This is a genomic window from Hydrotalea flava (genome assembly GCF_001623405.1).
Classification (GTDB): domain Bacteria; phylum Bacteroidota; class Bacteroidia; order Chitinophagales; family Chitinophagaceae; genus Hydrotalea; species Hydrotalea flava.
The window spans coordinates 22040-42824 of record NZ_LUHG01000087.1 but is presented as its reverse complement, the minus strand read 5'-3'; the positions used below and the strand labels follow the sequence as shown (position 1 = coordinate 42824).

15 protein-coding genes and 1 tRNA gene are annotated in these 20785 nt (G+C 36.8%); 11 read left to right on the top strand and 5 right to left on the bottom strand.

Features of this window, described 5'->3' with window-relative positions; translation table 11 throughout:
• Positions 1 to 232 precede the first annotated feature (232 nt).
• On the bottom strand, positions 233 to 2533 hold the full coding sequence (gene recQ, locus A0F92_RS10280; protein ID WP_167517014.1) for a DNA helicase RecQ: 2301 nt from the start codon (positions 2531 to 2533) through the stop codon (positions 233 to 235).
• 190 nt (positions 2534 to 2723) lie between these two features.
• On the opposite strand from recQ, the gene A0F92_RS10275 reads away from it, so the two are divergent.
• From A0F92_RS10275 to ggpS, 8 genes are all read left to right on the top strand, one after another.
• Positions 2724 to 3686, top strand: a complete 963-nt coding sequence (locus A0F92_RS10275; RefSeq protein ID WP_068245300.1) for a KpsF/GutQ family sugar-phosphate isomerase — start codon at positions 2724 to 2726, stop codon at positions 3684 to 3686.
• Positions 3687 to 3704: 18 nt separating this feature from the next.
• On the top strand, positions 3705 to 4787 hold the full coding sequence (locus A0F92_RS10270; RefSeq protein WP_068245297.1) for a mannose-1-phosphate guanylyltransferase: 1083 nt from the start codon (positions 3705 to 3707) through the stop codon (positions 4785 to 4787).
• Between the two features lie 188 nt (positions 4788 to 4975).
• Complete coding sequence (locus tag A0F92_RS10265; RefSeq protein WP_068245294.1) at positions 4976 to 6358, top strand: HAD-IB family phosphatase; 1383 nt, start codon at positions 4976 to 4978, stop codon at positions 6356 to 6358.
• Positions 6359 to 6438: 80 nt separating this feature from the next.
• Complete coding sequence (locus tag A0F92_RS10260) at positions 6439 to 7164, top strand: sulfite exporter TauE/SafE family protein (RefSeq protein WP_068245290.1); 726 nt, start codon at positions 6439 to 6441, stop codon at positions 7162 to 7164.
• 157 nt (positions 7165 to 7321) lie between these two features.
• Complete coding sequence (locus A0F92_RS10255) at positions 7322 to 8305, top strand: glycosyltransferase (RefSeq protein ID WP_068245287.1); 984 nt, start codon at positions 7322 to 7324, stop codon at positions 8303 to 8305.
• Between the two features lie 23 nt (positions 8306 to 8328).
• Positions 8329 to 9642, top strand: coding sequence for a gluconate:H+ symporter (locus A0F92_RS10250; RefSeq protein ID WP_068245284.1), 1314 nt, complete (start codon positions 8329 to 8331; stop codon positions 9640 to 9642).
• Positions 9643 to 9793: 151 nt separating this feature from the next.
• Positions 9794 to 10783, top strand: coding sequence for an NAD(P)H-dependent glycerol-3-phosphate dehydrogenase (locus tag A0F92_RS10245; protein ID WP_068245282.1), 990 nt, complete (start codon positions 9794 to 9796; stop codon positions 10781 to 10783).
• Positions 10784 to 10796: 13 nt separating this feature from the next.
• Positions 10797 to 13025, top strand: coding sequence for a glucosylglycerol-phosphate synthase (gene ggpS / locus A0F92_RS10240; protein ID WP_068245279.1), 2229 nt, complete (start codon positions 10797 to 10799; stop codon positions 13023 to 13025).
• 38 nt (positions 13026 to 13063) lie between these two features.
• On the opposite strand, the gene A0F92_RS10235 is transcribed toward ggpS, so the two are convergent.
• Positions 13064 to 13540: a 6-pyruvoyl trahydropterin synthase family protein gene (locus A0F92_RS10235; protein ID WP_167517013.1), complete on the bottom strand. Its 477-nt coding sequence runs from the start codon at positions 13538 to 13540 to the stop codon at positions 13064 to 13066.
• A gap of 101 nt (positions 13541 to 13641) precedes the next feature.
• On the opposite strand from A0F92_RS10235, the gene A0F92_RS10230 reads away from it, so the two are divergent.
• On the top strand, positions 13642 to 14016 hold the full coding sequence (locus A0F92_RS10230) for an acyl-CoA thioesterase (RefSeq protein ID WP_068245276.1): 375 nt from the start codon (positions 13642 to 13644) through the stop codon (positions 14014 to 14016).
• Between the two features lie 131 nt (positions 14017 to 14147).
• The gene (locus A0F92_RS10225; protein ID WP_167517012.1) at positions 14148 to 15953 is read left to right on the top strand and encodes a hypothetical protein; all 1806 of its coding nucleotides are present in this window, start codon (positions 14148 to 14150) and stop codon (positions 15951 to 15953) included.
• A gap of 94 nt (positions 15954 to 16047) precedes the next feature.
• Here A0F92_RS10225 and A0F92_RS10220 read toward each other — a convergent pair.
• Together A0F92_RS10220 and asnS are read right to left on the bottom strand one after the other, a co-directional pair.
• A tRNA-Phe gene (locus A0F92_RS10220) sits at positions 16048 to 16123 on the bottom strand.
• 125 nt (positions 16124 to 16248) lie between these two features.
• Positions 16249 to 17697 carry an asparagine--tRNA ligase gene (asnS, locus tag A0F92_RS10215; protein ID WP_068245381.1) on the bottom strand — a complete coding sequence of 483 codons (1449 nt, stop codon included), beginning with the start codon at positions 17695 to 17697 and terminating at the stop codon, positions 16249 to 16251.
• A gap of 342 nt (positions 17698 to 18039) precedes the next feature.
• On the opposite strand from asnS, the gene rho reads away from it, so the two are divergent.
• Positions 18040 to 19776, top strand: coding sequence for a transcription termination factor Rho (gene rho / locus A0F92_RS10205; RefSeq protein ID WP_068245271.1), 1737 nt, complete (start codon positions 18040 to 18042; stop codon positions 19774 to 19776).
• Between the two features lie 371 nt (positions 19777 to 20147).
• Here rho and A0F92_RS15625 read toward each other — a convergent pair whose 3' ends face one another.
• The gene (locus A0F92_RS15625; protein ID WP_167517011.1) at positions 20148 to 20324 is read right to left on the bottom strand and encodes a hypothetical protein; all 177 of its coding nucleotides are present in this window, start codon (positions 20322 to 20324) and stop codon (positions 20148 to 20150) included.
• Positions 20325 to 20785 lie beyond the last annotated feature (461 nt).

Below are 20785 nucleotides of genomic sequence, written 5' to 3'. Positions count from 1 at the left end.
AATAAGATTACACGTAGGCTTTCACCCAAAAGAATGATTTTTTATAACACACCAAAATTGATAATATCTATTAAAGTTATGAGGCGTAACAATACTCAAAACAAAGCCGAAAACAAGCAGCAGATCAGAAGCTCTGTTATCTGTTATTTGAATGGAAGAATGTAAAGTGAAAAAGAAAAAAGCAGCCGCATTTAAAAGCAGCTGCATTCACCATATTTGTATGTTTTTAAAATTACATACCGTACACATTCAAAAATTTAATGCGCATAATTTTGAGTTGCTCCCAGCTAAAACCATTTTCACTCAACTCCTGCTGTGCTACTTGCAATGAAGCTGTTTCACAGCCCTTAAAATAATCCAATATTTCTTCCTGCTCATATTCATCTAACCATTCATCAATAGCATAGTCTAAATTTAATTTGGTGCCACTGGCTGCAATGGTTTCCATTTCTTCTAACAACTCATGCAATTGCAGATTTTTATTTTTTGCAATGGTTTCTAATGGAATTTTTTTATCAACATTTTGTATAATGTAAATTTTATTATTGTTTTTATTGGCCACACTCTTCATCACAAAATCATCTGGCTTAACAATATCGTTTTCTTCTACATATTTAGCAATCAGCTCAACAAAGGGTTTGCCGTATTTCAACGCTTTCCCTTTGCTAACACCCTGGCATTTCTCCAATTTCTCCAGTGTAGTAGGATACAATGTGGCCATATCCTGCAAAGAGTTTTCGAGGAATATAACAAAGGGTGGCAATCCTTTCTTTTTGGCCTCTTTCTGACGCAGGTCTTTCAATATTTCAAACAACACATCATCAGCAGCAGCCCCTGTTTGTGAAGCATTTTCATTGTCATCATCATCATCTGTACCTTCCTCAAATAAATGATTCAACACAATTTTGAAGGATACCGGTTTTTTTAAGAATTGCAAACCCTTTTCGGTCAGTTTCAACAAACCATATTCTTCAATATCTTTTCTAATTAAATTTTCTAACAAGGCTTGCCGAATAAGGCTATTCCAGTAATGACTATCCTGCTCTTTACCAATACCAAATTCTGTTAGGTTTTCGTGGCGGAACATAGCAATTTGCGGCGTTAATTTACCCATTACCACATTCACAACATAGTCGGTAACAAAACGCTCATCTAAAGCCTTCACCACTTTTAATAACTTTACAACATTTTCTTTGGCTTCTATTTTTTCTTTCGGATGCTTGCAGTTATCGCAATTCTGGCAATTTTCATCGGGCCAGTCTTCACCAAAATAATGCAATAAAATTTTTCTTCTACACACACTGCTTTCTACATAAGCAACGGTTTCATTAATAAGCTGTGCGCCCACTTCTCTTTCGCTCAGGGGCTTATCGCGCATTAAATGTTCTAATTTAGACACATCTTTATGCGAATAATAAAGCAGGCATAACCCTTCCATCCCATCGCGTCCTGCACGTCCGGTTTCCTGATAATAATTTTCAATTGATTTGGGAATATTATAATGTATTACAAACCGGATATCGGGTTTATCAATACCCATTCCAAATGCAATGGTAGCAACAATTACCTGCACATCTTCATTTAAAAATTTATCCTGCCGCTCGGCCCTTAATTTTTGGTCTAACCCGGCATGATACGCCACTGCTTTTATATTATTGGCCACCAGCAGATCGGCCAGTTCTTCTGTTGTTTTGCGGTTAAGGGTGTAAATAATGCCGCTTTTACCCTTGTGGCCGCTAATAAATTTTACAATGCTTTTAATGGTTTGTTCTTTGCTGAGTTTTGGCACTACTTCATAATACAAATTGGCCCTATTAAAAGAAGATATGAATATGTTGGGTTCATGTAATGATAAATTTTTTACAATATCACTTTGTACTTTAGGCGTTGCAGTTGCAGTGAGTGCAATAACAGGAATATCAGGATTAATGATATCCATCATTTCTCTTAACCGCCTGTATTCCGGCCTGAAATCATGCCCCCATTCTGAAATACAGTGGGCTTCATCTACAGCAAAAAATGAGATTTTTAAATCGGAAAAAAAATCGAGATTTTCCTGTTTGGTTAATGTTTCAGGCGCTACATACAATAATTTGGTTTTGCCGGCCAGCAAATCTTCTTTTACTGCTTTTATTTGTCCTTTATTGAGAGATGAATTTAAGAAATGCGCCACATCATCTTTTTCGCTGTAACTGCGCACCAGATCTACCTGATTTTTCATCAAAGCAATTAAAGGCGATACCACAATGGCACATCCTTCCTGCATTAGTGCAGGTAATTGGTAACATAAACTTTTTCCGCCACCGGTAGGCATAATTACAAATGTATCCTGTCCGCTTAAAATACTTTGTATGGCATCTAATTGCTTCCCTTTAAATTCCGAAAACCCAAAATGGTTTTGAAGCGCCGCTTGCAAATCGGCAAGAGGCACAGATTTTTTATACGTTTTACTTTTAGCAGATGATGAAGATTTGGATTTTGCTGGTTTTTTGGCAGTAGCAGTAGCCTCATTTTTTTTCTTTGTTGTTGCCATGTATGGAAAAGATTTATCCTTTTAATTTTTTATGCAAAGTGCATTCTTAAAGTACAACTTTTTTCTGAATCAAGCAGATTTTATTTTTTTACAGTGAGAAAAAAGCGCCTGTTTTTAAAAAGGTGGGCGAAGTTAACAAAGCAACACTGTAAACGCAAGAGTTTGTTGTTAAAGTTTACCTTTGCGAGGCATGAACCAGCATATTATTCAAAAAGCCAAAGAAACCATTGCAATTGAAGCCGCTGCTATTCAGCGGCTGTCAGGTTTTGTAGATGAACAATTTGAAGCCACAGTGCGGGCCATTTACCAATCAAAAGGCCGGATTGTAGTTACCGGCATTGGCAAAAGCGCCATTGTAGCCCAAAAAATTGTGGCCACGTTTAACTCAACCGGCACACCCGCTCTTTTTATGCATGCCGCCGATGCCATACATGGCGATTTGGGCATGGTACAGCGAGATGATATGGTAATGATTGTAAGCAAGAGTGGTGAAAGCCCTGAAATTAAAGTACTGGTACCTTTCATAAAAAATTTCGGCAACCCGATTATTGCATTAGTAGGTGCAACAGATAGTTTTTTGGCAAAAGAGGCGCAATTCATTGTTCCATGCAGTGTTGAAAAAGAAGCTTGTCCCAATAATCTGGCACCCACCAGCAGTACCACTGCACAAATGGTAATGGGCGATGCTTTGGCTGTTGCACTGATGACTTTATATGGTTTTGACGGGAAAGATTTTGCCAAATACCATCCCGGCGGCAATTTGGGTAAACGATTGTACCTGAAAGTGGCAGATGTGTATGTACATAACCCGCAGCCCAAAGTACTGCCCAACGCAAGCTTAAAAGAAGTAATTGTAGAAATTACACAAAAAAGGCTGGGTGCTACTGCCGTAGTACAAAAAAACAATACCATTATTGGAATTATAACGGATGGCGATTTGCGCAGAATGTTGAATAAAAGCAGTACGCTCGAAAACATTAATGCTGCAGATATTTTAACCCCACAACCCAAAACCATTGCTCCGGATACGCTGGCAGTAGAAGCATTGGAAGTATTAAAAAAATACGATATTAGCCAACTCATTGTTGCAGAAAACAATACCTATTTAGGCATTATTCACCTGCACGATTTAGTGAGAGAAGGTATTATTTAAAAAAGCAAATGATTTAACGTGAATAAAAATTATTATGTAGCCATTATGGCCGGCGGAATTGGCAGCCGTTTCTGGCCCAAAAGCAGAACTGCTTACCCTAAACAGTTTTTAGATATTTTAAATACCGGCAAAACTTTAATTCAGTGGACGTATGAACGCTTTGCTTCCTTTATTCCTGCTGAAAATATTTTTATTGTTACCTCGCAAGAGTACACCCACATTGTAAGTACGCAACTGCCACAAATTAATGTTGACAATATTATTGCTGAGCCCAGCAGGAAAAATACCGCACCCTGTATTGCCTACATTGCCTTTAAACTACAAAAAGAAAATCCGGATGCTGCATTAATTGTAGCGCCAAGCGATCACATGATTTTAGACAGCGACACCTTTCAAAAAATTGCTTTAAAGGCTTTAAAATTTGTTACAGAACATCAGGCATTGCTTACCTTGGGTATTAAACCAACTTATCCCAATACCGGTTATGGCTACATTCAACACGATGCACATGAAATAAAATCGGGCATTTATAAAGTAAAAACTTTTACCGAAAAGCCAAATTTAGAATTAGCCAAAACTTTCTTAAGCAGTGGCGATTTTTTATGGAATGCCGGCATTTTTGTTTGGAAAGTCTCCACTGTTTTACACACATTTGAAAAATACCAGCCCGAAATGTTTGAATTGTTTGATGCAGAAAAAACCAATTTAAATACTCCCGAAGAAAAAAATGCCATTCACCGCATTTATCCCCTTTGTACCAATATATCCATCGATTTTGCGATTATGGAAAAGGCCGATAATGTATATGTTTTACCGGCTGCATTTGGGTGGAGTGATTTAGGTACCTGGAACAGTGCTTACGAAAATTTAGATAAAGATTATTTGGGCAATGCCGTTGTTAGCGATAATGTAATTGTAATAGATGCCACCAAATGTATGATTAGTGCCGAGCGGGAAAAATTAGTGGTAGTGCAAGGTATTGATGATTGCATAATTGTAGATACCCCCGATGTTTTACTGATTTGCAAAAAAGAGAAAGAACAGGCTATCAAAGAGTACGTAGCCGAAATAAAACGCAACAAAGGCGATAAATACCTGTAACATTTTCAAAAAATTTTAAGTACTCATCTTCGGACCCAAACCGAAGGTTTTTTTATTGCACCCACTGAATCACAGGATATAATTATTAATTATTTAACTATATTCAGTAATTTTTAATAATTATCTTTCCAACCATTTGTTTAGTCTGGAAATTGGATACACTCTTTTCAACCAGTAAACGTTTACACATGGTTACCGTAATTATACCCACTTTAAACGAAGCCGAACATATTGTTGCAGTGGTGCAATTTGCACAATCAGACCCATTGGTAACAGAAGTAATTGTGGTTGATGATAAATCAACCGACAATACCGTTACCTTAGCCAAACAAGCCGGTGCCAAAGTTATTACTAGCACCAAATTAGGCAAAGGCGCTTCAATGAAAGATGGCGTTTTATGTGCCGCAAATGATATTGTTTTGTTTTTAGATGGCGATATTGATCCTTACCCACATTTTACCATACCATTACTTGCACAACCTATTTTACAAAATGAGGTTGATTTTGTAAAATCATCTTTCAACAGAAACGCCGGCAGAGTAACAGAACTGGTTGCCAAACCACTATTAAGCATTTTTTTCCCTGAACTTATGCGCTTCAGCCAACCTTTAAGCGGTATGATTGCAGGCAAAAAAGCATTATTTGAACAAATTGATTTTAGAGATGATTATGGCGTAGATATTGGCATTTTGATAGATATGCACTTTATGCATGTACGCATGAAAGAAGTTGAAATTGGTTATATAGAAAATAAAAGTAAACCCTGGCATGCATTGGGCAAAATGAGTAAAGAAGTAGCACAAACCATTATTTTAAAAGCTGCCCGTTCAAAAAATGCTCATTATAATTTAGAAGAGCTGTCTGTAATGAATGAAATTCGCTCTCAGATGGAATTTGCATTAACAGAATACTTGCCCGAAACAAAAAAACTGATTCTGTTCGACATGGATAATATCCTGTTAAAAGGCAGATTTATTGATGCTTTTGCGGAAAAATATGCTTTAAAAAAAGAAATAATGGATATTCGGACAACCGAAACTGACCCTGTTGCAATTACAAAAAGAATAACTACTTTATTGAAGGGAAAATCATTTGGCGAACTTATTCAAATAGCTGATGATGATATTCCGATTGTAGAAGATGCAGCAGAAGTTATCGACGAACTTAAACGCAGAGGCTATTTGATTGGGGTTGTTTCATACAGCTATGATTGCATTACCAATTATTTTAAAAATAAATTAGGCATGCATTTTTCATTAGGTAATGAATTAGAATTTTCGAAAAGCATTTGCACCGGCGAAGTAAAAATACCTTCTTTCTGGTATAGCAGAAAAAACAGCCTTTGCAGGCATGCGGTTTGCAAAACAAACGCAATGTTGGCCATATTAGACAAGCATCAAATTAAAAGAGAAAACACCATTGCTGTTGGCAATAGCTTAAATGATATGTGTATGATTAAAGAGGCGGGAATGGGTATTGCCTTTTGCTCAAAAGATGAATTAGTGAGTCATCATGCAGACATCATTATTCACGAACCCAAATTTGAAGAATTACTAAAAGTTGCTAAATAATTTGTTGAGAAATAAGATAATCATTTCAACAATTTTGAATAAATAACTACATTTAAAATTCATCTGGCAATCGTCAAAATTTGGGAAACTTATATCTATTTATATTTTTAGCACTGTTGGCCGAAATAGCCGGAACGGTTGGCGGGTTTGGTTCTTCTTTATTCTTTGTTCCTATTGCCTCCTATTTTTTAGACTTTCAGTCTGTTTTAGGCATTACAGCATTGTTTCATGTATCAAGCAATATTTCTAAAATAGCATTTTTTAGAAAAGGCATTAATACCATGCTGATTATCTATTTGGGTATTCCCGCGGTTCTGTTTGTAATAGTAGGTGCCTGGATTACTCAATTTATTGCTACGCGAATATTAGAAATTACATTATCAATTTTTTTAATTATAATTAGTGTGTTTTTTTTGTATTTCAAAAATATAAAAATACAACCCACAAAGCTGAATGCCATTTCAGGCGGCACTGTTTCAGGATTTGTTGCCGGATTGGTAGGTACCGGCGGAGCCATCAGGGCATTGGTACTCAGTGCTTTTAATTTACAAACAGATGTGTTTATTGCTACTTCTGCCATTATTGATTTGGGCATTGATGCTTCCAGAAGTTTGGTATACTGGCACAATGGTTTTGTTCATAATCATGATTTGTATTTAATTCCAATTCTGTTAGTAGTTAGCATTATTGGCACGTATATTGGCAAGAAAATTTTAAACCATGTTTCAGAAAAACAATTTAAAAAAATTGTGCTTATTTTAATTTTATTAACCGGCATCTTTACATTGTATAAGCTGATTCAATAAATTTTTGTTTCAATTTTCTCCAACAACCGGCATATAGTATTTATGCATTTAAACAATGAACTTTTTGTTTGATGCCAAAATCTATTTTATTTTCTGAGCACCTTTTTTACCTGGCAATATTTTTATCATTACTTTTAAATCTTTCAACTTTCTCAATATGCATATTGTAATTGTACACAACACTAAAATTCCTGTTCTAAAATATGGCGGAACAGAAAGAGCAATTTGGTATCTCGGCAAAACTTTAGCGGCCAAGGGGAACAAAGTAACCTTTCTGGTGCCGGCCGGTTCTACCTCATCTTTTGCAGATATTATTGTTTTAAATCCTGAAAAGCCCATTAATAAACAAATTCCTGAGAGTGCTGATGTTGTACACTTTAATCTAATGCCAAGAGAAGAAATAACAAAACCATACATATTTAATATGCAAGGCAATGTAAATGATGCAACATTGCTGGATATCAATACCGTATTTGTTTCAAAAAACCATGCGGCACGTTTTGGTTCCAACTCTTTTGTTTACAATGGTATGGATTGGGATGATTATGGAAAGCCTGATTTAAATAATCAAAGAAAACAGTTTCATTTTTTAGGCGATGCGGCATGGCGGGTAAAGAATGTAAAAGGGGCCATTCATTCCATTTTGTTAACCAAAAAAGAAGAATTAATGATTTTGGGTGGCAACCGATTAAATTTTAGAATGGGTTTTCGTTTCACCACCAGTCCGCGTATTCATTTTTACGGAATGGTAGGTGGCGAGGGAAAAAATCGTTTATTAAACCAATCCAAAGGTTTGGTATTTCCCGTTCGCTGGCACGAGCCGTTTGGCATTGCATTAACAGAGAGCTTATACTTTGGCTGCCCGGTATTTGGTACACCGTATGGTTCTTTACCGGAAATTATCCAACCGGATGTTGGATTTTTAAGTAGTAGTGCAGTGGAATTAGCCAAAGCTATTGAAAACAGTGAAAGTTATAGCCGTATCCGTTGTCATGAATATGCCAGAGATATGTTTAATGCAGAAAAAATGACGGAAGCCTACTTAGAAAAATATGCAAGGGTAATGAATGGTGAAAAATTAAACAGCCAACCTCCACGGTTATTAACCATTCAAAAAGAAAAATTTTTACCATGGAATTAATTATTCATTGCTAATTCATCAATATGTCGCTTGTCATTGTATTCATTGCCATTGTATTGCTCATATTACTGATTACATGGGCTAAAGTAAATGCCTTTTTGGCTTTTATTGTGGTTTGCATATTTGCAGGGCTGGCTTTACACCTGCCACCCGCTTCAATTATGACATCTATAGAAAAGGGCATGGGCGATATGCTGGGCTCACTCGTTATTATCATTGCATTAGGTGCCATGTTGGGTAAACAGGTAGCAGCCAGTGGTGCTGCACAGCAAATAGCACAATCATTGGTGCATGCTTTTGGTAAAAAATATATTGCATGGGCTTTAACCCTTACGGGTTTTGTAGTGGGCATTCCACTGTTTTACGGTGTAGGCTTTGTGTTGATGGTACCCTTAATTTTTTCAGTAACCTATCGTTATCAATTGCCGGCAGTGGCAACCGGCTTGCCTTTATTGGCAGCACTATCGGTAACACACGGCTTTTTACCACCACATCCATCCCCTTCTGCGTTGGTTGCATTATTTCATGCCAATATGGGTATTACATTGTTGTATGGCCTCATCATTGCTATTCCTACTGTTATTATTGCTGGACCTGTGTTTTCATCCTCGTTAAAAAATATTGCCTCAACACCCTTATCGGCTTTTCAAATTCAATTAATTGAAACGGAAAAACTGCCGGGTGTATTCATTAGTTTTTTTGTGCCATTAATTCCTGTGCTATTCATTGGTTTGGCTACCGGCATTCAATCATTGGGTAATACCGAAAGTTTTCTATATCAAGTATCAGGCTTTATGGGCAATCCATCCATAGCATTGCTCATTGCATTAGCAGCAGCCACTTTTTTTTTAAAAGGGCCTGAACAGGAAACTATTTCAGTTACCATGAACCGTTATGGTGAAGCTGTGAAAGATGTGGTGATGATTTTGTTAATTATTGGCGGGGCCGGTTCATTGAAAGAAATATTAACACAAAGTGGTATCAGTAACCAAATTGCTCATATTTTAGAAGGTACTGCCATTCCCCCATTGGTATTGGGATGGTTGATTGCTGCGCTAATTCGGGTATGCGTAGGCTCTTCTACAGTAGCGGGTTTAACAACCGCCGGAATACTTTTACCCTATCTTACTGCGCAGGGTGTAAATACCAATTTAATGGTTTTATCAATTGGTGCAGGCAGCCTCTTCTTTTCGCATGTAAATGATCCCGGTTTCTGGATGTTTAAAGAATACTTTAACGTTAGCATGAAAGATACTTTTAGATCATGGTCTTTAATGGAAAGTATTGTATCTGTTTTGGGATTAGCGGGTGTATTACTATTGAATGTATTTGTTTAAGTTATTACATCTGCTCCTTCTGCACAACAAGCTAATACAGGGTTGCAGCCTGTCAGTATTCGGTTCTCTAATGTAATTCTAATATGCATTTTAACTCAAAAAAGCTAACTTTACAAATATCTTATACATTATTTTATTAATTTATTGAGTGATGCCGGAAAAAATTGCCGTTATTGGAAGCGGCAGTTGGGCAACAGCACTGGTAAAAATTTTTGCTGAGAGCGGCAATTCTGTTTCATGGCTTGTTCGTACAAAAAAACAGGCAGATTATATTCTTGCAAATGGAAGAAACCCGCGTTACCTCAGTCAGGCTGATTTAGACCTTCATTTTATTCATCCTACTACTCAGGCTAAAGATGCCATGAGTGGTGCTGACTGGGTAATTTTTGCTGTTCCCGCTGCTTATGTTCAAACTACAGTTCAATCATTAAAGCCTGAATGGTTACAAACCGTTCAGGTGGTTGTTTCTATTAAGGGATTTGTACCCGGCTCGGGGCAAATACCGGGCATGTATATTCATGAAAACCTGCAATTAAAAAATAATTGCATGGTATTAAGTGGCCCCTGCCATGCAGAAGAAATTGCATTACACAAATACACCTACGTTACTGTTGCAGGTGATGACGAAATAAAAGTTAGTAAACTACGAAACTGTTTACAGTTACCTTATATTAAAACTATTGCAAACACTGATCCAAAAGGAGTAGAATATGTAGCCATCTTAAAAAACATTATTGCAATTGCCAATGGCATAGCAGACAGCCTGCAATATGGCGATAACTTCAGAGCAGTATTAACCAGTAATGCCATGCGTGAAGTACAACACATTGTTAATACCATCGCTCCTAAAGAAAGAGACTATTTTGATTCTGTTTATTTTGGGGATTTATTAACGACAGCCTATTCTGATTTTAGCAGAAACAGAACACTCGGCAAATTGGTAGGTCGGGGCATTCAGGTTAGAAAAGCCTTGCAGATTATGGAAATGGTAGCAGAAGGTTATTATGCTTCAAAAGAATTGCATCCCATTATCCAACCATTACAATTGCACGTACCCGTTATTAATAGCGTTTATCGGATGTTGCATTTACACGCTAACCCCTATCATGAAATAAAATTATTAGAACAACAATTGCAATAAAATGAATTGAATTATGATACTAGCAACAGATTTAGATGGAACATTTTTAGGTGGTAAAAGTATTGACAAACAAAAGCTTTACCGGCTTATTAGAAAAAACAGCAACTTTAAATTGGTATTTGTTACTGGACGAGGATTAGAAACAGTAATCCCTTTATTAAATGATCCTATTATACCCAATCCCGATTTTATTATTTGTGATGTAGGTGCTACCATCGTAAATGGATATACGTTAGAGCCTATTGAACCTATACAAAACGAAATTGAACAAATCTGGCCAGGCGAACTGAAAATTTTAGACCAGTTGAAGCATATAGAGGGTTTACTATATCAGGAAGTTCCACAACAAAGGCGCTGTTCTTTTTTCATCCAAAACGAAACAGAAATAAACCAATTTGCTATCATTGCCCAAGAATTAGACTGCGACATTATTCACTCAGCAGGAAAATATTTAGACATTTTACCCAAAGGCGTAAATAAAGGGAGCACCCTTACCAAACTAATCAAACACCTGAATGAAGATGCAGAAAAAGTATTAGTAGCCGGCGATACATTGAACGATTTAGCCATGTACCAATGTGGCTTTAAAGGCGTAGTGGTAGGCAATGCTGAAGAGGCACTGGTTAAAGCAACAACATCTTTACAAAAAATATATCATGCCAAATCAGCAGGAGCCGGTGGCATTTTAGAAGCCATTGAACAATTTGAAAACCTGTCTCAATACATCACCGAGTTAGACGAAATCATTATTCATAAAGAAAGCAGCAATATTCCACAATTGTTAATGCTGTATCACCGATTCCCTTATGAAACAATTGAAGTTAACGGACAGAAAAAGCACGTTGCACCCAAAAGCCCAAACGGTATTTTACCTACTTTACAGGGCTTTTTTGCCAATGGCCGGTCTGGCGTTTGGGTAGCATGGGAAGAAGTATCAAAAAAAAGTGAACCACTGCGCAATTTATATATTGACAAAGAAAAATATCCGAATTTAATGGCCGCAAGAATTGGCCTCACCAAAAAAGAAATAGAAATATTTTACAAATCGTTTTCAAAAGAAGCATTTTGGCCAACTATTTTTTCATTTATCGATAAAGCAAAATTCAACCATCATCATTGGGATCATTATGTAAACATCAATAAATTATTTGCTGAAAAAGCAGCAGAACAAGCCGATCATAATGCTATTGTGTGGATTCATGATTATAATTTGTGGTTGGTGCCGGGCTTCTTACGCGAACTAAGGCCCGATGTTACCATCGCATTCTTTCATCACACTGCATTTCCCTCAGCCGATACTTTTAATATTCTTCCCTGGCGCGGCGAAATAATTGGCAGTTTATTGCAATGCGATTACATTGGCTTTCACATTCCACGCTATGTTGAAAATTTTGTTGATGTTGCCAAAAGTCTGTTTCCGGTAACTGAAGTTGAAAAAATGAATTGTGCACCACGCTATTTAACTTATAGCACTGCGCTGGGCGTACAACAAATGACGACGCTGATTGATACCACACAACGAAAAGTGAAATTAGGCGCTAACCCGGTGGGCATTAATGTACAATATATTAAACCTTTAATGCAACAGGCATCTGTACTAAAAAAAATAAAAGAAATCAAAAACTTATTTACCAATAAAAAAATGATTATTAGTGTAGAAAGGCTCGATTATGTAAAAGGACCACTTGAAAAAGTAATGGCATTTGAACAGTTTTTGCACGACTATCCTGAATTTCATGGCAAAGTTGAATTGGTAAATATTTGTACACCACCGGCACAGGGCATGAAAATTTATGAAAAAACACAACATGATCTGGAGCATGCTGTTGGCAGAATTAATGGTAAGTATGCCAACATGCAATGGGTACCCATTCGCTTGTTCTTCCGTTCTTTTCCTTTCGAAGAAATCATATCGTATTATGCAGCTGCCGATATTGCTTGGATTACCCCTCTACGCGATGGTTTGAATTTGGTTGCCAAAGAATATGTGGCTGTGCAAGGACAACTACCCAATGCTAAAGGGGTACTGGTATTATCTGAATTTGCAGGCGCCGCAGTTGAGTTGCCTTATGCCGTATTAACCAACCCATATGATGCCCGCTCATTAAAAGAAGGGTTAGTGCAGGCATTACTGATGAGCGAGGGTGATGCACAAATGCGCTTACAACGTTTATATGAACAGGTTGCCTATTATGATATTAATTTTTGGGCCAAAGATTTTTTAGATAACTTATTGAATTAAATAATTTAATAATATTACTATGTTGAAAGCAGGCTTCATCATTCATGAAACCGGCTTTTAGTATTGATCCATTCCGCATAGGAATCGGCCGTTTCAAATAATTGCAGCTTTTGAAGTTGAATGGCATCGGGCAATAATAATTGTAATTGTTTCTGAATATACGATATTATATTTTCAGCCGAGGGTTCCATTTCCCAAATACGAACATTACTTAAATCTGCTAACTGTGGATGTGCCTGTATAAATGCTTTAGATACTACCACGCTATGATCTAATTGCTGAACAATGGCTTCATTTACAATTTTTTTTAACATTTTAAAATCAATCACAAATCCTGGAGCAAGTAAATATTCATCTGTAGCATTTCTAAGCGTAACAGAAACATGCAGTACATAAGAATGTCCATGTATATTTTTACAAGGGCCATCATATCCATAAATGGCATGTGCCATTTCAAATTTAAAAATCTTGGTTACCTGTATCATTACTTCCGTTTTGTTAATTGATGCTTTCAATATTGCTTATTAAAGCAGGGCAACAAAACTATTTTGATGCTTTTGTTTAAAACATGACAGTAATCATTTTATTTCAAAAAGAAATACTTTCTTTTTGAGCCGTGAAAGCAAAAATTCCTAAAATATCTGCAACAACAAAAACTGAAATTGTTTGTCCCAATGATACCAATCCAATGGGAATATTGCAAGGCAGCCGCTTATTAGAAAGGATGGATATTGCGGGTGCAATTTGTGCGCAAACACATACTGGTACCATTTGTGTTACTGCTGCTGTTTATAAAGCCGATTTTAAAAACACTCCGCAAGTTGGTAATATCATTAGCATTCATGCAACCATTACACGAACATTCAACACATCAATGGAAGTATTTGTAAAAGCCTATGCCCGTTCAGTTTTAGAAGGCCAGCCCTATTTAATTAGCGAAGCATATTTCTGTTTTATAGCATTAGATCATATTGCAAAAAAACGCCGGTAAACAAATTGTTGATTCAAACAAAAAAAGAAAAAGAAGCCTATCATGCAGCAGAAAAGAGAAAGCATTATATGGCCAATTTCCCCACACAATAAAATAAACCGCTACACTTAAACTCTTTTAATTCATTAATCATGATGCAACATACTGCTCCCCACTCCTTTCATATTCCGGTAATGGGCCTGGCCTATACAATTGATTCGCCCATTAAAGTAGCCAGATTTGGTATTGCATCTGCTATTTCTATTGTAGAAGATAATTTAATTGAAATGATGCGGCGGTATTATTATCATTCCGTTCAGGAAAAATTTTTCCCAATACCTGCAACAGAACAAGATTATCGGGCCAAAAGAATTACAGATTATTTAAATCTGGTCAATAAAATTGTACAACAGCAAATTGAAAAAGTAAAAGAGGCAGCATTTGAAACCGGATCAGATATTGTAAAATACTTTGAATTGTTGCCCGATAACAATAAATGGAAACAAGTGTACAAATTATTGATGCAGACGGATGATACGGATGAAAAAACAAACTCAGCACTACTATTGCGTCAACAAATTACAGCCGGAAGTATTGATGTAAACATCATGACCAAGGCCGATAAAAACAATTATGATAAAAGTGGCGCACTATTAGAAGATGGTTCAGATGCGGTTGCCGCATTGAGGGGTTATGCCAATAGCGACCTGAGCAATTCAACCATTATTTTTTCTGCAGGAATGAATCCACGAGTGTATAACTATTTAGAAAAATGCCCACAATTTGCAGCAGATGAGGAAGGGAATTTCAAAAAGAAAATAGCGATTAAAGTAAGCGATTATCGTTCTGCATTGATTCAGGGAAAATATTTAGCCAAAAAAGGAATTTGGGTAAGCGAGTTTAGAATAGAATCTGGCTTGAATTGCGGTGGACACGCATTTGCAACAGAAGGTTATTTAATGGGCCCAATTCTAGAAACCTTTAAAACAAAAAAAACAGAGTTAATAAATACGCTTTTTGATTTATATTATCAAAGCAACGTTGCAAAAGGAAAGCAAATTAATCCAACGCCACCGCCTATTAGAATTACGGTTCAGGGTGGTATTGGCACTGCTGCTGAAGCTGGTTTTTTACAACAATATTATAAGGTGGACAGTATTGGATGGGGAACACCATTTTTACTGGTTCCGGAAGCCACAACTGTTGATGAGCGAACCTTGCAATTGTTGTGTGATGCCAAAAAAGAAGATGTAGTTTTAAGCAAAAATTCTCCTTTAGGCGTTCGGTTTCATTACTTACGGGGTACCACTGCCGAAATTGAGAAAAATAACAGAATCAGCAATGGAAAACCCGGCAGCCCTTGTACTGAAAAACATTTGGCATTTAATACAGAGTTTACGGAAGAACCTGTTTGTACTGCTTCTATTAAATACCAGCAATTAAAAATTGCACAATTGCAATCGCTGAAATTACCTTATCATGAATATGAGCATCGGTTAAAAGAGGTGTTAGACAAAGAATGTTTATGTGTGGGATTAAGTAATGCAGCAGCCGCTGTGTACAATATTAGTTTTGTTAAAAATTATGAAGCAATTAATATTTGCCCGGGGCCAAATATTGCTCATTTTTCAAAAATAGTATCACTGCAAAATATGGTAGACCATATTTATGGCAGAACCAATATATTAGCCAATAACAACAGGCCGCATGTTTTTATTGCAGAATTACATTTATACATTGCTTATTTAAAGGAACAATTGGAAGAAGATGAGCAGTTAAACAGTACAAACAGAACCAAATATTTTACAAGCTATATCAACAATTTGTATGAAGGCATTGATTATTATTTTAATTTGACAAATGCCGGCCTTATCACGGATACAAATTTTAAAGCCGCATTGCTTACAGCGCAAAAAGAGATACAGGCTATTGCTACGATGAAAATACTTTGTATGTAAAAATCCCTCTTGCATTTTCATTATGAAAATTTGCACGATGAAGATATCTGAATACACATAAAAAAAGCTTCGAAGTGTTCGTTCGAAGCTTTTTTGGTGGTGTGGGGCGGGATCGAACCGCCGACACAAGGATTTTCAGTCCTTTGCTCTACCGACTGAGCTACCGCACCATCCTTGCCCTTTCGGGGCAGCAAATATAGGGAAGTACAATTATTTTATTACAAGATTCCCTAAAAATTATTCTAAATTTTATTTTTGCAGCAAAACATTCTACCTGCAAGCAACATATTTATATTTAAAAAGAGCAATTTTTGGGCGTACGTGCAAAAGGAATTACATCACGAATATTCGTCATTCCTGTTACAAATTGTACCATTCTTTCAAAACCCAAACCAAAGCCGGCATGTGGCACCGTTCCAAAGCGGCGGGTATCTAAATACCAGCTCATTTCTTCAATAGGTATATGCATCGATTCCATTCTTTTTTGCAAAACTTCCAAACGCTCCTCTCTTTGTGAACCGCCAACAATTTCACCAATACCCGGTGCTAAAATATCCATGGCGGCAACGGTTTCCTTACCCGGTTCGCATCCATCATTCATCCGCATATAAAAAGCTTTAATGGCGGCGGGGTACCCAGTAACAATCACCGGTTTCTTAAAATGTTTTTCTACCAAATACCGTTCATGCTCGCTTTGCATATCTATCCCCCAGCTTACTTCATATTTAAATTTCTTTTTCTTATAGGCAGGGCTGTCTAATAATATTTGAATGGCTTCTGTATAGGTAATTCTTTCAAACTGGTTATTCACAACAAAATTCAATTTATCCAATAACCCCAGTTCACTTCTTTCATTGGCAGGTTTTTGTTTTTCTTCTTCTGCCAGGCGCTGGTCTAAAAACTGCACATCATCACTATTGTGCTCCATTACGTAACGAATCAGGTATTGAATAAATGATTCGGCCAGGTTCATATTGTCTTCTAAATCATAAAAAGCCATTTCCGGCTCAATCATCCAAAACTCAGCCAAATGGCGGGTGGTATTTGAGTTTTCGGCTCTAAAAGTGGGACCGAATGTATATATTTCACTAAAGGCCATGGCACCCAGCTCGCCTTCTAATTGCCCACTTACTGTTAAATTGGTAGATTTTCCAAAAAAGTCTTCTTTAAAATTTACCGTACCGTCTTCATTTCTGGGCGTTCCATCAAAAGGCAAGGTGGTAACACGAAACATTTCGCCGGCTCCTTCCGCATCGCTGGCAGTAATAATGGGCGTATGTAAATAAAGAAACCCTCTTTCATTAAAAAAACGGTGTACAGCAAAAGCAAGTGAATGTCTGATTCTGAAAACAGCACCAAAAGTATTGGTTCTAAAACGCAGGTGTGCAATTTCTCTCAAAAATTCCAGACTGTGTTTTTTGGGTTGAAGCGGGTATTTTTCCGGATCGCTATCACCCAATATCTCAATTGAGGAAGCCGGAAGTTCGATAGACTGTCCCTTACCAACACTGGCTGCAATAGTACCCTGTACTTTTAAAGATGCCCCGGTAGTAATGCGTTTTAAAGTTTGTTCGGGCAACATGCCAAGATTTACAACAACCTGAAGATTATTATTGGTACTGCCATCATTTAAGGCAATAAACTGGTTATTTCTAAAAGTACGTACCCAACCCATTACAGTTACTTCGGTACCAATTGGCGCTTGTTGCAATAAGGCCTTAATTTTAATGCGTTGATTCAACATTTGGTTGCTTTTAAATGATCCGTATTCGGAAAAATACAGGGCTGCAAAGATACAGCCATTCATGGCAATGCAAATGGCTTTACACCTGCAATTTCAAACAAAATCCTGCCTGCTTTTCATGATAATTCACTATTTTTATACCTGTTTCAAAGAAATATTTCTTTATTTTGAACATTTTACAGTAACATTGCAGCGGAAACAAACTGGTTTGACACGAACGCCAATCCCGCAGACATATCAGTTTACCTCTTTTCCGCAAATACCAATCATTTTCAAGTCTCAATTGCATTATTGAAAACACATCGAGAACGCTAAAGAAAATTTTTCTATTTAACACATTCTATGTACGACATCCTACAACTGAACGACATGCTGGTTCCAGAACTACTGGACATTGCCGAAAATTTAAAAATTACCAACGCCAAAAAATTAGATAAACAGGATTTGATTTATAAGATTCTGGACAATCAGGCTGTGGAAGCGAGTGAAAAACAAGATAAAAAGGTTGCAAAAAAATCAACCGGCAAACCCAAAAAAGCTGCAACTGTAAAAGCCACCACCGGCAATACTACTGAAGAAGCCATTGTAATGCAGGATGAACCCGAAACTGAAGAAACAGAAACAGACAATGCAGGCAGTAACAGGCCCATTATGCGTCATCGCAAATCCAAAAAAACGGAAGAAGCACTTGTTGAAAAAGTACAGGAACCCGGCAGCTTAGACGAGAAGACCGCTTTATTGGCACAACAAATGTTGCAGGCTACTGAAGAAAAAGCAGCAAGAGAGAAAAAAGCAGCAAGGGAACACCATCACCCGGCTCCAAAAAATACCAACGACAATACTGCCAGAACAGAAAGCAGTGAAGAAGCAAAAGAAAATTCGGAAGAAAATCAAAATCCGCAAACCGAACCTTCGGTACCACATCAGCGACCACATCAGCGTCAGCAGGTCTTTAATATTGAGTTTGATGGTGTAATTGGTGGAGAAGGCGTATTAGAAATGATGCCCGACGGCTATGGCTTTTTGAGAAGCAGCGATTATAATTACCTCAGCTCACCCGATGATGTGTATGTTTCTCCTTCTCAAATAAAATTATTTGGTTTAAAAACCGGCGATACGGTTTCCGGTTCCGTTCGTCCGCCTAAAGAAGGAGAGAAGTATTTTGCACTATTGAAAGTAGATGCCATTAACGGCAAGCGTCCTGACGAAGTAAGAGACCGTGTGCCTTTTGATTATCTTACCCCTTTATTCCCTTTCGAAAAATTAAACTTATTTACTTCTGCCAACGATTACAGCACCCGCATCATGGATTTATTTACGCCCATTGGTAAAGGCCAGCGTGGTTTAATTGTGGCACAACCTAAAGTGGGTAAAACCATGTTGTTAAAGGCCGTGGCCAATGCCATAGCCGCCAACCATCCGGAATGCTATTTAATGGTGGTTTTAATTGATGAAAGGCCTGAAGAGGTTACCGATATGGAACGCAGTGTGCGGGCAGAAGTAATTGCCTCAACATTTGATGAACCTGCAGAAAAACATGTAAAAGTTTCTACCATTGCCCTTCAAAAAGCAAAACGATTGGTGGAATGTGGCCATGATGTAGTGATTTTGTTGGATAGTATTACCCGTTTGGCAAGGGCACACAATACCGTTGCACCTTCCAGCGGTAAAGTATTGAGTGGTGGTGTGGAAGCCAATGCCATGCAAAAACCCAAACAATTTTTTGGTGCAGCCCGTAAAATTGAACATGGTGGTTCACTCACTATTCTGGCAACCGCTTTAATTGATACTGGCAGCAAAATGGATGAAGTAATTTTTGAAGAATTTAAAGGAACCGGTAATATGGAATTGGTATTAGATCGCAAATTAGCCAACCGTCGTATTTACCCGGCAATTGATTTGGTGGGTTCTTCCACCCGCCGCGATGATTTGCTGTTGGATAAAGAAACCTTGCAACGGATGAACATTCTTCGCCTATTCCTGAATGATATGAATACCGAAGAAGCCATGACGGAATTATTAAAAAGAATGCGCGGCACCAAAAACAATGAAGAGTTTTTAGCCAGCATGAACCGTTAATGCTTTTGAATATTGTTGTAAAACCCGCATCCATTTTTTAGGTAATGTACTGAAAAATGGTTGGTGGTTTTTTTAGAGCATAGAGACCACTTATTTAAGTCGTTTTTAATGGCAAATGGTTTACCCAAATTTTACCTTCAGCAACATCAAAAATTTTTTTATGATAGGGATATATCATAAAAAATTTTCAAAAAACTTGTCCCAAATAAAAATATGAGTAAAGTAGTCAGAATAGATTTCTACATTAAATTTATTATCAGATGTTATAAAGTTACCATTCGGTTCACTAATAAGTTCAAAATATATCTCCTTCCCAAGTCTCTTTATTTTAGTAACATTTAAATCCGGGATTACAAATATATCTGATAAACTTAATCATCCGCATAAATCAATAGCCATTTTTGGTTATAGTCATTTCGATATTTCTTAGCTTTTAAATTTTTTTCAGCAACTATTTTTTTTATAGGTTCTTCAGCGCTAAATATAACTTCACCCGATTGAAGCTGTGAACTCCACCATACTAAAGTGTCATTTGCAGTATAACTCAAAAAAAATTTTTCAAATTTTTCTCCTAATGTAGGAAACTTATTTCTTTCAATTTTATATAGCCAGTTTATCTTTTTATTTTTGATTGTTTCATCAATTAATGATAAAAGTTCGTCAAAAAGTTTCTGATTTTTTAATATTTCCTTTTTGAAATTGCATTTAGGATTTATAAAATGAAAGGTACCTTAACAATTTAGGTATTTTTGATCTTTCTGTTTTAGAATCTCTCGAAAACACTTAGCTTCTTTTATCCAATTTGAAAAATTCTTTTGTTTCTCAGATCCATTCTTTTTAAAATCACTAAAGTATTTTGTTACTTCTACTCCAATTGAAATGTCATTCATTTCAATTTCGAAATCTGGGCATTCTGAATTGTAAAATTTAAAATTAATTATAATGTATTCTATTTGTGTATTAGCCCCCTAAAAGGCTGGAGATATTTATAGAAATAGATTGACTGATT

Excerpts from the sequence above, each read along its gene's own strand:
- ggpS (WP_068245279.1), top strand. The coding sequence starts at position 10,797 with ATGATACTAGCAACAGATTTAGATGGAACATTTTTAGGTGGTAAAAGT.
- A0F92_RS10265 (WP_068245294.1), top strand. The coding sequence starts at position 4,976 with ATGGTTACCGTAATTATACCCACTTTAAACGAAGCCGAACATATTGTT.
- asnS (WP_068245381.1), bottom strand. The coding sequence starts at position 17,697 with ATGTTGAATCAACGCATTAAAATTAAGGCCTTATTGCAACAAGCGCCA.
- A0F92_RS10255 (WP_068245287.1), top strand. The coding sequence starts at position 7,322 with ATGCATATTGTAATTGTACACAACACTAAAATTCCTGTTCTAAAATAT.
- rho (WP_068245271.1), top strand. The coding sequence starts at position 18,040 with ATGTACGACATCCTACAACTGAACGACATGCTGGTTCCAGAACTACTG.
- A0F92_RS10275 (WP_068245300.1), top strand. The coding sequence starts at position 2,724 with ATGAACCAGCATATTATTCAAAAAGCCAAAGAAACCATTGCAATTGAA.
- recQ (WP_167517014.1), bottom strand. The coding sequence starts at position 2,533 with ATGGCAACAACAAAGAAAAAAAATGAGGCTACTGCTACTGCCAAAAAA.
- A0F92_RS10250 (WP_068245284.1), top strand. The coding sequence starts at position 8,329 with ATGTCGCTTGTCATTGTATTCATTGCCATTGTATTGCTCATATTACTG.
- A0F92_RS10245 (WP_068245282.1), top strand. The coding sequence starts at position 9,794 with ATGCCGGAAAAAATTGCCGTTATTGGAAGCGGCAGTTGGGCAACAGCA.
- A0F92_RS10225 (WP_167517012.1), top strand. The coding sequence starts at position 14,148 with ATGATGCAACATACTGCTCCCCACTCCTTTCATATTCCGGTAATGGGC.